Annotated in this window: 12 protein-coding genes and 1 pseudogene; 9 read left to right on the top strand and 4 right to left on the bottom strand. The window is 54.6% G+C overall.

The genetic code is table 11. From position 1 onward, the window contains the following. The first annotated feature begins 72 nt into the window (after positions 1 to 72). The gene (locus NG42_RS00475) at positions 73 to 1,668 is read left to right on the top strand and encodes an ABC-F family ATPase (RefSeq protein ID WP_052896630.1); all 1,596 of its coding nucleotides are present in this window, start codon (positions 73 to 75) and stop codon (positions 1,666 to 1,668) included. A gap of 86 nt (positions 1,669 to 1,754) precedes the next feature. Here NG42_RS00475 and moeB read toward each other — a convergent pair whose 3' ends face one another. Both moeB and moeA read right to left on the bottom strand, forming a co-directional pair. Next, a complete protein-coding gene (gene moeB, locus NG42_RS00470; protein ID WP_052896628.1) occupies positions 1,755 to 2,510 on the bottom strand; it encodes a molybdopterin-synthase adenylyltransferase MoeB in 756 nt (251 codons plus the stop codon). 1 nt (position 2,511) lies between these two features. Then, complete coding sequence (gene moeA / locus NG42_RS00465; protein WP_052896626.1) at positions 2,512 to 3,747, bottom strand: molybdopterin molybdotransferase MoeA; 1,236 nt, start codon at positions 3,745 to 3,747, stop codon at positions 2,512 to 2,514. Between the two features lie 256 nt (positions 3,748 to 4,003). Here moeA and NG42_RS00460 point away from each other — a divergent pair, with 256 nt between their 5' ends. The 6 genes from NG42_RS00460 (at position 4,004) to NG42_RS00435 (ending at position 11,652) form a co-directional block, all read left to right on the top strand. Then, complete coding sequence (locus NG42_RS00460) at positions 4,004 to 4,969, top strand: isoaspartyl peptidase/L-asparaginase (RefSeq protein WP_052896922.1); 966 nt, start codon at positions 4,004 to 4,006, stop codon at positions 4,967 to 4,969. Positions 4,970 to 4,978: 9 nt separating this feature from the next. Then, entirely contained in the window at positions 4,979 to 6,841 is a 1,863-nt protein-coding gene (gsiA, locus tag NG42_RS00455; RefSeq protein ID WP_052896624.1) for a glutathione ABC transporter ATP-binding protein GsiA, read from the top strand. Between the two features lie 49 nt (positions 6,842 to 6,890). Further along, positions 6,891 to 8,429: a glutathione ABC transporter substrate-binding protein GsiB gene (gene gsiB, locus NG42_RS00450; RefSeq protein ID WP_052896622.1), complete on the top strand. Its 1,539-nt coding sequence runs from the start codon at positions 6,891 to 6,893 to the stop codon at positions 8,427 to 8,429. Positions 8,430 to 8,482: 53 nt separating this feature from the next. After that, positions 8,483 to 9,403 (top strand): glutathione ABC transporter permease GsiC, encoded by a 921-nt coding sequence (gene gsiC / locus NG42_RS00445; RefSeq protein ID WP_052896620.1) that lies wholly within the window; start codon positions 8,483 to 8,485, stop codon positions 9,401 to 9,403. 9 nt (positions 9,404 to 9,412) lie between these two features. Then, the gene (gene gsiD, locus NG42_RS00440) at positions 9,413 to 10,318 is read left to right on the top strand and encodes a glutathione ABC transporter permease GsiD (RefSeq protein ID WP_052896618.1); all 906 of its coding nucleotides are present in this window, start codon (positions 9,413 to 9,415) and stop codon (positions 10,316 to 10,318) included. A gap of 341 nt (positions 10,319 to 10,659) precedes the next feature. Further along, a complete protein-coding gene (locus NG42_RS00435; RefSeq protein WP_052896616.1) occupies positions 10,660 to 11,652 on the top strand; it encodes a sugar phosphate isomerase/epimerase family protein in 993 nt (330 codons plus the stop codon). Between the two features lie 41 nt (positions 11,653 to 11,693). Here NG42_RS00435 and NG42_RS00430 read toward each other — a convergent pair whose 3' ends face one another. Further along, positions 11,694 to 11,948 carry a hypothetical protein gene (locus NG42_RS00430; RefSeq protein ID WP_052896614.1) on the bottom strand — a complete coding sequence of 85 codons (255 nt, stop codon included), beginning with the start codon at positions 11,946 to 11,948 and terminating at the stop codon, positions 11,694 to 11,696. A gap of 347 nt (positions 11,949 to 12,295) precedes the next feature. Between NG42_RS00430 and NG42_RS00425 the strand changes: the two genes are divergently transcribed. After that, complete coding sequence (locus NG42_RS00425) at positions 12,296 to 12,964, top strand: DUF3313 domain-containing protein (protein WP_052896612.1); 669 nt, start codon at positions 12,296 to 12,298, stop codon at positions 12,962 to 12,964. A 117-nt stretch (positions 12,965 to 13,081) separates the two neighbouring features. Beyond that, positions 13,082 to 14,194 (top strand): annotated as a pseudogene (locus tag NG42_RS00420) (PQQ-dependent sugar dehydrogenase). A gap of 39 nt (positions 14,195 to 14,233) precedes the next feature. On the opposite strand, the gene NG42_RS00415 reads toward NG42_RS00420, so the two are convergent. Further along, positions 14,234 to 14,890, bottom strand: a complete 657-nt coding sequence (locus tag NG42_RS00415) for an HAD family hydrolase (protein ID WP_052896611.1) — start codon at positions 14,888 to 14,890, stop codon at positions 14,234 to 14,236. Positions 14,891 to 15,007 lie beyond the last annotated feature (117 nt).

Raw genomic sequence — 15,007 nt, 5'->3', positions numbered from 1 at the left:
TCGCCGCCCGGCTTTTTATGGCATAATGCGCGTTGAATCACATTCCACTTCTTCAACCGTAAGGCAATCCCTGTGCTAGTTTCCAGCAACGTCACCATGCAGTTTGGCAGTAAGCCGCTGTTCGAAAACATCTCTGTCAAATTTGGCGGCGGTAACCGCTACGGCCTGATTGGCGCTAACGGCAGCGGCAAATCAACCTTTATGAAAATCCTTGGCGGCGACCTCGTCCCGTCCGGCGGTAATGTTTCCCTCGATCCCAATGAGCGCATCGGTAAGCTGCGTCAGGATCAGTTCGCTTTTGAAAAATTCAGCGTGCTCGACACGGTGATTATGGGCCATCACGAACTGTGGGAAGTGAAGGAAGAGCGCGACCGTATCTATGCACTGCCGGAAATGAGTGAAGAAGACGGTTATAAAGTAGCCGATCTGGAAGTGAAATACGGCGAAATGGACGGCTACACCGCAGAAGCGCGTGCCGGAGAACTGTTACTCGGCGTGGGCATTCCGCTGGAGCAGCATTACGGTCCAATGAGCGAAGTGGCACCCGGCTGGAAACTGCGTGTGCTGCTGGCACAGGCGCTGTTCTCTAACCCGGAAATTCTGCTGCTCGACGAACCGACCAACAACCTGGATATCGATACGATCCGTTGGCTGGAGCAGGTGCTGAACGAACGTAACAGCACCATGATCATTATTTCGCATGACCGTCACTTCCTTAACATGGTCTGTACCCATATGGCTGACCTGGATTACGGTGAGCTGCGCGTTTATCCGGGCAACTACGACGAATATATGACTGCCGCGACCCAGTCGCGTGAACGTCTGTTGTCGGATAACGCCAAGAAAAAAGCGCAGATTAATGAATTGCAGTCGTTTGTCAGTCGCTTTAGCGCCAACGCCTCAAAATCTCGCCAGGCGACCTCACGTGCTAAACAGATTGATAAAATCAAACTGGAAGAGGTGAAAGCCTCCAGCCGTCAGAACCCGTTTATGCGTTTCGAACAGGATAAGAAACTGTTCCGTAATGCGCTGCAAATTGAAAACCTGACCAAAGGTTTCGATAACGGCCCACTGTTTAAAAACCTGAATCTGCTGCTGGAAGTGGGTGAGAAGGTGGCAATTATCGGTGCTAACGGTATCGGTAAGACGACCTTGCTGAAAACCCTGGTCGGCGATCTGCTGCCGGATAGCGGTGAAGTGAAATGGTCGGAAAACGCCAGCATCGGTTATTACGCGCAGGATCACGCATCTGACTTCGACAACGATCTGAATGTGTTCGACTGGATGAGCCAGTGGATGCAGGGTAACGATGACGAGCAGGTGGTTCGCGGGATTCTTGGTCGTCTGCTGTTCAGCCAGGATGATATCAAGAAGCCAGCGAAAGTGCTGTCCGGTGGTGAAAAAGGCCGTATGCTGTTCGGTAAGCTGATGATGGAGCGTCCGAATATCCTGATTATGGATGAACCGACTAACCACCTGGATATGGAATCTATTGAATCACTGAATATGGCGCTGGAGATGTACGAAGGCACCCTGGTCTTCGTCTCCCATGACCGTGAATTTGTTAGCTCACTGGCCAGCCGCGTGATTGAGATTACCCCGAACAAGGTTATCGACTTTACCGGCAACTACGAAGATTATCTGCGCAGCAAAGGCGTGGATAACTGATTATCCTCCAGGGGCGGCGTTCTCGCCGTCCATGCTGAGGGTTTGCGCCCTGCATACCCTCAGCGCCGGAGTCGAAAACGGTTCCCCTACAAGTCCCCACATACCTCGCAGGCAGGATCTTTCGCCAGCTTCATCTCGCGGAATTGCAGTGTCATGGCATCGTACATCAGCAGTTTACCCGCCACGCTGTTACCGTAACCGGCTAACAGACGAATCGCTTCCATCGCCTGCAAGGCACCAATCACACCGACCAGAGGTGCCATCACGCCCGCTTCCACGCAGGTGAGGGCGCTGGAACCAAACAGACGGCTGATGCAGCGGTAACAAGGCTCATTTTCCTGCCAGCTGAAAACGCTAATCTGTCCTTCCATGCGGATGGCGGCACCCGATACCAGCGGGGTCTTCGCCGCAAAACAGAGCCGGTTCAGCTGCTCGCGCGTGGCCAGATTATCGCTACAGTCCAGCACCAGATCGCAGCTGTTAAGCTGTTTTTTCAGCGCGATATCATCCAGTTGTGCATTAATCGCGTTGAGGGTGATCAGCGGATTGATGGCGGCCAGCCGCTGGCGCGCGGATTCCACTTTTGCCATGCCCACCTGCGCATCGGTATGCAAAATCTGCCGCTGCAAATTGGAGCGCGACACGCTGTCGAAATCCAGTAGCGTCAGTGAACCAACGCCCGCCGAGGCCAGATACTGACTGGCGGCGCAGCCCAGTCCGCCGAGTCCGACAATCAGCACACTGGCGGCTTTTAATGTCTCCTGACCCTCAAAATCAAACCCGCGCAGCACGATCTGCCGGTTATAGCGCAGCGTTTCGTCATCGGTCAGTGGCGATAGCATCTCAGCCTCCCAACAGCGCGTTAAACGGTTCGATCTCTACCCACTCGCCCGCTTGCACCGTGTTGCGTTCGCGCTCAAGAACGATAAAGCAGTTCGCCTGGCTGAAAGAGCTGAATACGTGCGAACCCTGATGACCGGTACTGCGCACTTCAAGCTCGCCTTCACTGTTGCGACAGAATATTCCGCGCTGAAAATCGAGACGACCCGGTGATTTTTTCAGGCGTTCGGTGGCGCGCGCGCGCATTTTTGCCGGCAGGCAGTCACTCTGCTGACCAGTAAGGCGCGCTAACAGCGGTTGTACCAGTTGATAGAAAGTCACCGCAGCGGACACCGGATTGCCTGGCAAGCCACAGAACCAGCTGTTGTTTAGCTTGCCAAAAGCAAAAGGTTTGCCCGGTTTCATCGCCAGCTTCCAGAAGCCGATTTCACCCAGTTCATCCAGCATCTGCTTAGTGTAATCGGCTTCACCGACGGAAACCCCGCCGCTGCTGATTACCACGTCGGCTTGCGTATCGGCCTGGTCAAAGGCTGCGCGCAGTGCTGTCGGGTCATCTTTAATGATACCAAGGTCAAGCACCTCGCAGCCCAGCGCATCCAGCATCAGATGCACGGCAAAGCGGTTAGTATCATAGATTTGTCCGGCGGCCAGCGGCGTGCCGACCGGCTGTAACTCGTCGCCGGTGGAAAAAACCGCCACTCGCAGCTTGCGCAATACGTTAACCTGACTGATACCGAGCGAGGCCAGCAGCGGCAGTTCGGCTGCGCCGAGCTTCACTCCGGCAGTGAGCACGCTGGCACCTTGCTGAATATCTTCACCCGCCAGACGAATATTTTGACCCGGTTGCACCGCCGCGAGGAAGCGCACGCCTTCATCACTGCTTTCGGTCTGTTCCTGCATCACCACGGCATCGGCACCCGGCGGAATTGGTGCGCCGGTCATAATGCGGATACAGCTGCCAGCTGGCCAATCGCCCTGATAAGGCGCACCGGCAAAGGCTTTGCCTGCCACCGGCAACGGTTTGTCGGCGTTTAAGTCGGCCTGGCGCAGCGCATAACCATCCATGGCTGAATTGGCAAAAGGCGGCACATCAATGGGCGAGATCACTGCCTCAGCGGTAATGCGTCCGGCGGCAGCGGCGAGGGCGAGGGTCTCGACATCGCTCAGCGGGGAAATTTGCGCCAGCATTTTCTCGCGCGCTTCTTCAAGGGAGATTAACCCCGCAGTAAACAGTTCCATGGTCTCTCCAGCAATACATCAGATGCTGTCTATTATGGCGCGAAACCCCGGCCGGATCATCCCCGCTGTTGCCGGGCAGCACCTGCGGTAAAGCGGTTCAGGTTATTAGATACAACGTTTTGTTATTACCGGGAATGAAACATTCCGCTTTACATCGCTTTACAGGCTACCTATAGTCAAAAATCGCTGAAATTTTGATAAACCTCAGCTAACTCAGTGTTTTTCATGCTGATTTAACACACAGGGTAAGTGAATGATGAGCAGAGCAGTGATCGCCATTCATGGCGGCGCGGGAGCCATTGCGCGTGCGGCAATGAGCGCAGAGAAAGAGCAACAGTATATTCAGGCACTTTCTGATGTGGTCGCCAGTGGTCAGGCGATACTGGCAGCGGGCGGCAGCGCGCTGGATGCGGTCACTGAAGCGGTACGTTTACTGGAAGAGTGCCCGCTGTTTAACGCCGGTAAAGGCGCGGTTTTTACCCATCAGGGTACTCATGAACTGGATGCCTGCGTAATGGATGGCCGCTCGCTGGAAGTGGGCGCGGTGGCAGGCGTTTCGCATCTTCGTCATCCGGTACTGGCGGCGCGAGCGGTGCTGGAACACAGCCCGCATGCGCTGTTTATCGGCGCTGGTGCCGAGAGCTTTGCGGCGCAGCACGGGCTGGAAACCGTGGCGGCGGATTACTTCTCGACGCCGGAACGCTGGCAGCAGTTGCAGCGCGCGTTAGCCAGCCAGCAGATGCTGCTTGATCATGATGGCGCGGCGCAAACGGCCGACGGTCATCCGCTGGATAACGATCGTAAACTCGGTACAGTAGGCGCGGTGGCCTGCGATCTGCAAGGCAATCTGGCGGCCGCCACCTCGACCGGCGGAATGACCAATAAGCAGGCCGGACGGGTCGGTGATTCACCGATTGTCGGTGCCGGTTGTTACGCCAATAACGCCAATGTGGCCGTCTCCTGCACCGGTACCGGTGAAGTGTTTATGCGCACCCTGGCGGCCTATGATATTGCTGCGCTGGTGGAATATCGCGGTCTGTCACTAAAGCAGGCCAGCGAACGCGTGGTGATGGAAAAAATTCCATTGCTTGGCGGCAGCGGCGGCGTGGTGGCGGTCGATCGCGATGGCAATATCGCGCTGCCGTTTAACAGCGAAGGGATGTATCGCGGCTACGGTTATGTTGGCGATGGTGCGGTGGTGGGAATCTATCGCGAAGAGTAAGGAGCAAGCATGACCGGATCCTCAGCAGACGTGCCGCTGTCAGCCGAACAGGTGCTGGCGGTACGCAATCTTAGTGTCAGCTTCACTCAGGAAGGCGTGACCACGCAGGCGGTGCGCCAGCTGTCGCTGGAGGTCAGGCGCGGTGAAACGCTGGCGATTGTCGGCGAATCCGGTTCCGGCAAGTCGGTCACCTCACTGGCGCTGATGCGCCTGATTGAGCAGGGCGGCGGCAAGATGGACAGCGGCGAAATCTGGCTGCGCCGCCGCAATGGCGCGGTGCTGGATCTGGCTACGGCACGCCAGTCGCAGATGCGCGCCATTCGCGGTGCCGATATGGCGATGATTTTCCAGGAGCCGATGACCTCACTGAATCCGGTGTTTACCGTCGGTGAACAGATCGCTGAGTCGATTCGCTTGCATCAGGGGCTGAATCATCGCCAGGCGCTGGCGGAAGCGCAGCGGATGCTGGATTTAGTGCGCATTCCGGAAGCGAAAAACGTGCTGACCCGCTATCCGCATCAGCTTTCCGGCGGTATGCGCCAGCGGGTGATGATCGCCATGGCGTTATCCTGTAAACCGGCTCTGTTAATTGCCGATGAGCCAACTACCGCGCTGGATGTCACTATTCAGGCGCAAATTTTGCAGCTGATTCGGGTGCTGCAAAAAGAGATGGAAATGGCGGTGATCTTTATCACCCACGATATGGGCGTGGTTGCTGAGATGGCTGACCGGGTACAGGTGATGTATCGCGGTGAAGTGGTGGAAACCGCGCCGGTTGAGCAGATTTTTCGTCAGCCACAGCAGCCCTATACCCGGGCGCTGCTGGCGGCGGTGCCGAAACTTGGCTCAATGGCTGGCCAGCCGTTTCCGGCTAAATTTCCTCTGGTCAGTGCAGAACAGCCGCTATCACTGGATGCCCAGGATACGGTACCGGCCGGAGTCGAACCGATATTGCAGGTGCGCGATTTGGTGACGCGTTTTGATATTCGCAGCGGTATTTTTAATCGCGTAACGCGCCGGGTACATGCGGTTGAAAAGGTCAGTTTTGATCTGAAACCGGGCGAAACGCTGGCGTTAGTCGGCGAATCGGGCTGCGGCAAATCAACCACCGGGCGCTCATTGCTGCGGCTGGTGGAGAGCCAGGGCGGCAGTATCACCTTTAACGGTCAGCGCATCGACCGGCTGAAAACCAGCGAGCTGTCGCCTTTGCGCCGCGATATTCAGTTTATCTTTCAGGATCCCTATGCCTCGCTCGATCCGCGCCTGACGGTCGGTTTCTCGATCATGGAGCCGCTGCTGGTGCATGGCGTGATGAAGGGACGCGAGGCGGAAGCGCGCGTCGCCTGGCTGCTGGAGAAGGTGGGATTACTGCCGGAGCATGCGCAGCGCTATCCACACGAATTTTCCGGCGGGCAGCGGCAGCGTATCTGTATTGCGCGTGCGCTGGCGCTGAATCCGAAAGTGGTGATTGCCGATGAGTCGGTATCCGCACTCGACGTGTCGATCCAGGCGCAGATTATCAATCTGATGCTCGATTTGCAGCGTGAGTTCGGCATTGCGTTTCTGTTTATTTCTCATGATATGGCGGTGGTGGAGCGCATCAGCCATCGCGTGGCGGTGATGTATCTCGGTCAGATTGTTGAGATTGGCCCGCGACAGGCGGTTTTCGAGCGCCCGCAGCATCCGTATACCCGTAAGCTGATGTCAGCGGTGCCGGTTGCCGACCCCGGCCATCGACGCCGTGAACGCGCTTTACTGGTCGATGAAATTCCCAGTCCGATTCGCGCGCTGGGTGATGAACCCGAAGTGGCACCCCTGGTGGAAGTTGGCGCAGGGCATTACGTCGCGCGCCATGCGATCAGCGGTGCCTGATGGTGTTTTGTTTCATATAACTCAAGGGACTACAGGAGAACTTTGTAACATGACGATTTCACACACGCGTAAATGGCTGGTGACTGCGGGATTGATCGGCAGTTTCGCTGCGGTCCCGGCCTGGGCGGCAAAGGATGCGGTGATCGCCGTCGCCTCCAATTTCACCACCCTCGATCCTTACGATGCTAACGACACGCTGTCGCAGGCGGTGGCGAAATCTTTTTATCAGGGGCTGTTTGGTTTTGATAAAGAGATGAAGCTGACCAACGTGCTGGCCGAAAGCTATCAGGCCAGCCCGGATGGATTGATCTACACCATCAAACTGCGTCCAGGGATTAAATTCCAGGATGGTACCGACTTCAATGCCGAAGCGGTAAAGGTCAATCTCGATCGCGCCAGTAATCCCGACAGCCAGCTGAAACGCTATAACCTGTTTAAAACCATTGCCACGACTGAAGCGGTCGATGCGACTACGGTTAAAATAACCTTAAAACAACCATTCTCGGCCTTTATCAATATCCTGGCGCATCCGGCTGCGGCCATGATTTCACCGACCGCCCTGAAAAAATATGGCAAAGAGATCGGCTTCCATCCGGTGGGAACCGGTCCGTATGAGTTTGTGACCTGGAACCAGACCGACTTTGTGAAGGTGAAAAAGTGGGATGGCTACTGGAAGAAAGGTTATCCAAAACTCGACAGCATTACCTGGCGTCCGATAGTGGATAACAACACCCGCGCGGCGATGCTGCAAACCGGTGAAGCCAACTTTGCTTTCCCGATTCCGTTTGAGCAGGCGAACGTGCTGAAAGGCAACAGTAAGCTGGATCTGGTGACGTCACCTTCGATCATGCAGCGCTATATCAGTTTTAATGTGACGCAGAAGCCGTTCGACAACCCGAAGGTGCGCGAAGCGATTAACTACGCCATTAACCGCCAGGCGCTGGCGAAAGTGGCGTTCAGTGGCTTCGCGACGCCAGCTACCGGTATCGTGCCGCCGTCTATCGACTTCGCCCAGACTTATCCGGCGATAGCCTATGACCCGGCCAAAGCGCGTGAACTGTTAAAAGAGGCCGGTTTCCCGAACGGTTTCAGCACCACGCTGTGGTCATCGCATAATCACAGCACTGCGCAGAAAGTGCTGCAATTTACCCAACAGCAGCTGGCTCAGGTCGGGATTAAGGTCAAAGTGACGGCGATGGATGCCGGTCAGCGCGCGGCGGAAGTGGAAAGTAAAGGGCAGAAAGAGAGCGGAGTACGCATGTTTTACACCGGCTGGTCAGCTTCCACCGGTGAAGCTGACTGGGCGCTGACGCCGCTGTTCGCCACCACGTCCTGGCCGCCAACCATCTTTAATACCGCGTTTTACAGCAATCCGCAGGTGGATAACGATCTGGCTGCTGCGCTGAAAACCACCGATCGTGCTGAAAAAGCCAAACTGTATAAAGATGCACAGGATCGCATCTGGAACGATCGTCCATGGGCTCCGCTGGTGGTTGAGCAGTTGGTTTCGGCGAACACCAAAACGCTGACCGGCTTTTATGTTATGCCGGATACCTCCTTTAGCTTCGATGAAGCCGATCTGAAGTAGTGCCGGTCAACGCCAGTCCGTCAGGGCTGGCGTGGCAACGGGCAGGATGATGCATGCTTAATTATTTTATTAAACGCTTACTGGGACTGATTCCTACGCTGCTGATTGTGGCGGTACTGGTATTCCTGTTTGTTCATATGTTGCCGGGCGATCCGGCGCGGCTGATTGCCGGACCGGAAGCGGATGCTTCCGTGGTGGCGATGGTGCGCCAGCAGCTCGGACTCGACCAGCCGCTGCCCCAGCAGTTCTGGCAATTTATCCTTAATGCGTTGCAGGGCGATTTTGGTCACTCAATGGTGTCGAAACGACCGGTTGCGGAAGAGATTGCCTCGCGGTTTATGCCAACGCTCTGGCTGACGCTCTCCAGTATGGTCTGGGCGGTGATTTTCGGCATGACAATTGGCGTGCTGTCTGCCGTCTGGCGCAACCGCTGGCCGGACCGTCTCGGCATGACGCTGGCGGTCTCCGGTATTTCCTTTCCCGCTTTCGCCCTCGGTATGCTGCTGATGCAGGTCTTTTCCGTCGAGCTGGGCTGGCTGCCGACCGTCGGTGCCGACAGCTGGAAACACTATATTTTACCCTCGATTACCCTTGGGGCAGCGGTGGCCGCCGTGATGGCACGCTTTACCCGCGCCTCGTTTGTTGAGGTGATGCAGGAAGATTATATGCGCACCGCCCGCGCCAAAGGCGTGCGTGAATCGCTGGTGGTGATAAAACACGGGCTGCGCAATGCGATGATCCCGGTGGTCACCATGATGGGTTTGCAGTTCGGTTTTCTGCTCGGTGGTTCGATTGTAGTTGAAGTGGTATTTAACTGGCCGGGGCTCGGGCGGTTATTAGTCGATTCTGTTGAGATGCGCGACTATCCGGTGATTCAGGCCGAGGTATTGCTGTTCTCGCTGGAGTTTATCTTGATCAATCTGATCGTTGATATGCTGTATGCCGCCATTAACCCGGCTATTCGCTACAAATAAGGAGCCGCAATGAAAAACTGGCGACGTGAAGCGGCACTGAGCGCAATGCCCACCGTAAAAGAACATCGCGTGCGCACGCCGTGGCGGGAGTTCTGGCGACGTTTTCGTCGTCAGCATGTGGCGATGATCGCCGCGTTGTTTGTCCTGTTGCTGCTGATAGTGGCCTTTATCGCACCGTGGATTGCCCCCTACGATGCGGAAAACTATTTTGATTATGACCGGCTTAACCAGGGGCCGTCGATGATGCACTGGCTCGGCGTCGATTCGCTGGGGCGTGACATTTTTAGCCGGGTGCTGGTCGGGACACAGATTTCATTAATTGCCGGTTTCTTTTCGGTGGCAATCGGTGCGGCAATTGGCACCGCACTCGGACTGCTGGCTGGTTACTATGAAGGCTGGTGGGATCGGCTGATTATGCGCATCTGCGATGTGCTTTTTGCCTTCCCCGGTATTTTGCTGGCGATTGCCGTGGTGGCGATTATGGGCAGCGGCATGTCGAATGTGATTGTGGCGGTGGCGATTTTCAGTATTCCGGCCTTTGCCCGGTTGGTGCGCGGTAATACGCTGGTGCTTAAACATCAGACATTTATCGAGTCGGCACGCAGTATTGGCGCATCCGATTTCACCATTATTATGCGCCATATTTTGCCGGGCACGGTTTCCTCGATTGTGGTCTATTTCACCATGCGTATCGGGACATCGATTATCACCGCCGCCAGCCTGTCGTTTCTCGGCCTCGGCGCGCAGCCACCCACGCCGGAGTGGGGCGCAATGCTTAACGAAGCGCGTGCTGATATGGTGATTGCCCCGCATGTGGCGATCTTTCCCAGCCTGGCGATATTCCTTACCGTGCTGGCGTTTAACTTGTTAGGCGATGGTTTACGCGATGCGCTGGACCCGAAATTAAAAAGCTGATGCATCACTCAGGAGTGTGAATGCAGGGGCGGCATTCACGCCGCCCCTGCCGAAGCTTAGCGCCTGGCATATCTTCAGGGCGGGAGTCGAAAACGGCTTCCCGACAGGTTCCCTTCATTTTTAACTATTCCTCTTCCGCTTATCGTCCTGCGGCGAAAACCTGTGATAGCTGTCACTTTTCAACCGCAGCGAGATGGATGTCCCGGCAGATATCAGTAACACTCAATGAATAAATAAACGTTACTGAATATATATTCAATGCTGGCCCGATGTGCAGTCTGGTGCGCCCAGGCTTGCCACGGCAAAATCTGATAACACGCTGATCCGGAGACTATCTTACGATGAGTACCTATAACTATCCCAAGTTCGGTGCCGGTTTATGGCATTTCGCTAACTATGTTGATCGCTACGCGGTTGATGGCTATGGCCCGTCGCTCAGCACTATCGACCAGATAATGCTGGCGAAACAGGTAGAAGATTTATCCTATGTCGACCTGCCATATCCGTTTACCCCAGGCGTGGGGCTGAGTGAGGTCAAAGAGGCACTGCATGAGGCGGGATTACAGGCGATAGGGATCACGCCGGAAATTTATCTGCGCAAATTCTCACGCGGAGCCTTTACCAACCCGGATCCGGCGACACGTGCGCAGGCGTTTGAACTGATGAACGAAGCGGCGGGGGTGGTGCGTGAGATCGGTGCCAATTATGTCAAAGTCTGGCCGGGTCAGGATGGCTGGGACTATCCGTTCCAGGTTGACCATAAAAATTTATGGAAACTGGCGGTAGATGGCATGCGCGATCTGGCCAGCGCCAATCCGGATGTGAAATTTGCGATTGAATATAAACCGCGTGAACCGCGCGTCAAAATGACCTGGGATTCTGCCGCCAGAACCTTGCTGGGCATTGATGATATTGGACTGGATAACGTCGGCGTGCTGCTCGATTTTGGTCATGCGCTGTTTGCCGGCGAATCACCTGCGGATTCAGCTCAGCTGATTATTGACCGTGGCCGTCTGTTTGGGATGGACGTTAACGATAACCTGCGCGGCTGGGATGACGATCTGGTGGTCGGTACGGTGCATATGACCGAGATCTTTGAGTTCTTCTATGTGCTGAAAATAAATAACTGGGACGGGGTCTGGCAGCTGGATCAATTCCCGTTCCGTGAAGATAATGTCGAAGCGGCCAACTTATCGATTCGTTTTCTTAAACATATTTACCGCGCGCTGGATAAACTGGATATCACTGCGCTACAGGCCGCGCAGGCGGAGCAAAATCCGCTGGCGGCTCAACGTATCGTGCAGAATGCATTGCTGACCTCGATTCAGGAGTAACCGGCTGGATATCGGCGGGAGTGTTCCCGCCGACAGATAACTTAACGTATTTTATTCGACTGCGATAATACACTTGCTGCCAGACTGCGGGTTAACGCATCAGATTCCGGATCGGTTAATGCGGAAGACGCCTTACCCTCCATCTCTTTACCGCTCTCTTTATCAGTACGCGATTGGGCTAACGCGGAGCCCGCGAGGCTTTTTTGCATCGCGGTGGCATCCGGGTTTTTCAGCGTCTGCGCCGCAACGCTGGCGATACGCCCTGAGGTTTTTTTGGTATTTTTGCTATTCGTCATAGTGATTATGTCCCTATTCGTTAATCAAGCTCCTTTGTCAGACGCGCCGGTTCTGGCTGGTCCAACCGCCAGAGTATAAAATATCACCGCTTAAAAAATAATCAGCATTGCGTTTTTTTACATGGCTGACATTTTGCGTTAACAATGTCTGCCAGCAATAACGGTGAATAGGGTTTTCAGTCAGCATAAAAGGGGCGGGTTAATTCAGGGCAACAGAATAATCAGACTATTTTTAATCGGCACAGGGTTAAAAGTGGTTAGTAGGGTGGTGATTATCTCGAATCTTCCTATGCTGAAAAGGCGATTGATAACAACATTACCCCTTCACCGCCTTAAGGAATCTCTTCATGATTATTCAGCGCAAAATGCTGTTGGCAGGAGCGATGGTTAGCACTCTTTTCCTTGCCGGTTGTACATCAAAAGTCGCGGACACCCGACAATTTTCTGGTTTTTTACCTGATTATAGTCAGTTACAACCCACACGTTCGGCCTCGGGACAGGAAACCCTGCGATGGGTTTCGCCGGATTTTAAAGAAAGTGATTACCGGGGAGTGGTTTTTACGCCGGTGATTTATTATCCGGCGGCAGCACCGAATGCCCGCGTCAGCCAGGCAACGCTTGATCAAATCAGAAGTTATACCGATCAGCAACTTCGAGCCGCGGTCGCCAAACGTAAACCGCTGGTACAACAGGCGGGGCCAGCAACGCTGATTATGAAAACCGCAATTACCGCTGTAACCGCTGAGAATCAAGGTGTTCAGTTTTACGAAGTGATCCCGATTGGCGCAGTGATTGCCGGTACCATGGCAGCTGCGGGGCATCGCACTCAGCAGAGCGCGTTGTTTCTTGAAGTACAGCTGATTGATGCGCAAAGCGGTAAGACGATGGTTGAGGTAGTACGTAAAGGCGTTGGCAAAAATATCCCCAACAGCAATGCACCGATAAACTTTGAAGACCTGAAACAGCCAATTAATAGCATGGTCAACGACACGGTGAATATTAAATTGACTCCTTAAGTTTTTGTAAAAATCATTCCGTACAGGCTCCTTCAGGCTACGGTTATTACCAAAGTCGTTGAAATTGCGCGCAAGGTCGCGTGATCTTCACTATCGGATGGTTACCCGGAGGAGCCTATGCCACGCCTGCTGTCGACACTGATTGTGAGTACTTCATTACTGGTTTCCGGTTCGCTAATGGCGGCCGATGTTACGGTACAACAGCTGCAGGATAAGCTGGATCACCCATGGGCAGTGGCCTTTTTGCCAGATAAAGCGGATATTTTAATCACCGAGCGCTCCGGTCAGTTGCGCTTATGGAATCCGCAGAGCGGGTTATCAGAGCCGATTGCTGGCGTGCCGAAGGTGTGGGCGCACCGCCAGGGCGGTTTACTGGATGTGGTGCTGGCACCCGACTTTGAGAAAAGCCGTCGCGTCTGGCTGAGCTTTACTGAAGCTGGCGTAAATGGCGGTGCCGGTGCGGCAGTCGGTTATGGGGTACTGAGCGAAGATAACCGTCAGTTGCGTGATTTTAAGGTGGTGCTGCGCCAGCAGCCTCAGCTCTCCAGCGGCGCTAATCTCGGCACCCGTATGGCATTTGATCGCGATGGCTACCTGTACATTGTGTTCGGCGATAATTTCCACAGCGCCACCGCGCAGGATTTGAGTAAGCTATAGGGTAAAATGGTGCGGCTGACCGCCGACGGCGAGATTCCGCAAGATAACCCGTTTGTCGACCGTAAAAATGCGCGTGCGGAAATCTGGGCCTATGGGTTGCGCAATCCGCAGGGCGTGGCATTTAATCCGTGGACCCAGCAGATATGGGAAAGCGAACACGGTGCGCGCGGCGGCGATGAAGTGAATATTATTGAGAAGGGCAAAAACTACGGCTGGCCGCTGGCGACCTGGGGCGTTGACTATAGCGGCGAAAAAGTTCCGGAATCCAAAGGTGGTGAGGTAGAAGGGACGGAACAGCCGCTCTTCTGGTGGAAAGTGTCGCCAGCTATCAGCGGCATGGCGTTTTATAACAGCGCAAAATTCCCGATGTGGAAAAATTCGCTGTTTATTGGCGCGCTGAAACAGCAAAGCCTGATTCGTCTGACAATTAATGGCGAAAAAGTGATTGAGCAGGAACGTCTGCTGGAAGATCGCCACGAACGTATTCGTGATGTGCGCGTCGGGCCTGACGGTTTCCTCTACGTGCTGACGGATGAAAGCGATGGCAAATTACTGAAAGTCGGCCTGAAGTAACTCAGCGAAGTGGCCAGTGATGACTGGCCACCTGCAAAGTTACTTTACCCAGCGACAGACTTGCCAGCCGCGATTCAGCGCTTCCTGATGCAGCAGCTCATCCGGGTTGATCACATGCGCGTGGTCAGCCTGTTCCAGCAGCGGAATATCATTCATCGAATCGCTGTAGGCCCAGGTGCGATCAAAATTTGGATCAGCCTGGAGCGATTTCCAGTCGGTCAGTCGGGTGACTTTACCTTCCTTGTAGGTCATAGTGCCGTAAGTCAGACCGCTGTAGCGATCATCAACGATTTCAACCCCCACCGCCAGTGCGCCATGCGCACCCAGCTGTTGCGCAATCGGCGTTACCAGGTGTTCGCCGCTGGCAGAAATCACCAGAATGGTATCACCACGCTGTTGATGCCATGTAAGACGCTCACGTGCGTCAGGGTAAACCCGTGGCAGAATATCGCGTTGAATAAAGCGACGTAGCCAGCCGGATACCGTCAGCGTTGCCATACCGGTTAACGGTGCGAGAGTGGTATTCATATACTCTTCCATTGACAGCGTGCCCTGATAATACTGGCTCATCAGTTCCTGCTCCTGTTTGAGCAGCGCTTCCGGCGCAAAGCCCTGCGATACCAGCCAGCGTAGCCACAGGCTGGTACTGTCTTCGCAAATCAGGGTTTCATCAAGATCGAAAAGGGCTAAATCCATGGTGACTCTCCTCAGGCAAACTCAACTCAGATTAGCGGATTTTTGTGACAGCCTTAACTGTTCTGCAAAAAATCAGAATCTGACGCAATCTGATTGATTAGATAATCGGCAGAAATT

This window comes from Winslowiella iniecta (genome assembly GCF_001267535.1).
Classification (GTDB): domain Bacteria; phylum Pseudomonadota; class Gammaproteobacteria; order Enterobacterales; family Enterobacteriaceae; genus Erwinia; species Erwinia iniecta.
The sequence above is the reverse complement of the archived record's forward strand: the minus strand, read 5'-3'. Positions and strand labels throughout refer to the sequence as shown.

What these genes read in the sequence shown, in the direction of transcription:
- moeB (WP_052896628.1), bottom strand. Translation starts at nt 2,510, where the DNA reads ATGCTATCGCCACTGACCGATGACGAAACGCTGCGCTATAACCGGCAG.
- moeA (WP_052896626.1), bottom strand. Translation starts at nt 3,747, where the DNA reads ATGGAACTGTTTACTGCGGGGTTAATCTCCCTTGAAGAAGCGCGCGAG.
- NG42_RS00460 (WP_052896922.1), top strand. Translation starts at nt 4,004, where the DNA reads ATGAGCAGAGCAGTGATCGCCATTCATGGCGGCGCGGGAGCCATTGCG.
- gsiA (WP_052896624.1), top strand. Translation starts at nt 4,979, where the DNA reads ATGACCGGATCCTCAGCAGACGTGCCGCTGTCAGCCGAACAGGTGCTG.
- gsiB (WP_052896622.1), top strand. Translation starts at nt 6,891, where the DNA reads ATGACGATTTCACACACGCGTAAATGGCTGGTGACTGCGGGATTGATC.
- gsiC (WP_052896620.1), top strand. Translation starts at nt 8,483, where the DNA reads ATGCTTAATTATTTTATTAAACGCTTACTGGGACTGATTCCTACGCTG.
- gsiD (WP_052896618.1), top strand. Translation starts at nt 9,413, where the DNA reads ATGAAAAACTGGCGACGTGAAGCGGCACTGAGCGCAATGCCCACCGTA.
- NG42_RS00435 (WP_052896616.1), top strand. Translation starts at nt 10,660, where the DNA reads ATGAGTACCTATAACTATCCCAAGTTCGGTGCCGGTTTATGGCATTTC.
- NG42_RS00430 (WP_052896614.1), bottom strand. Translation starts at nt 11,948, where the DNA reads ATGACGAATAGCAAAAATACCAAAAAAACCTCAGGGCGTATCGCCAGC.
- NG42_RS00425 (WP_052896612.1), top strand. Translation starts at nt 12,296, where the DNA reads ATGATTATTCAGCGCAAAATGCTGTTGGCAGGAGCGATGGTTAGCACT.
- NG42_RS00415 (WP_052896611.1), bottom strand. Translation starts at nt 14,890, where the DNA reads ATGGATTTAGCCCTTTTCGATCTTGATGAAACCCTGATTTGCGAAGAC.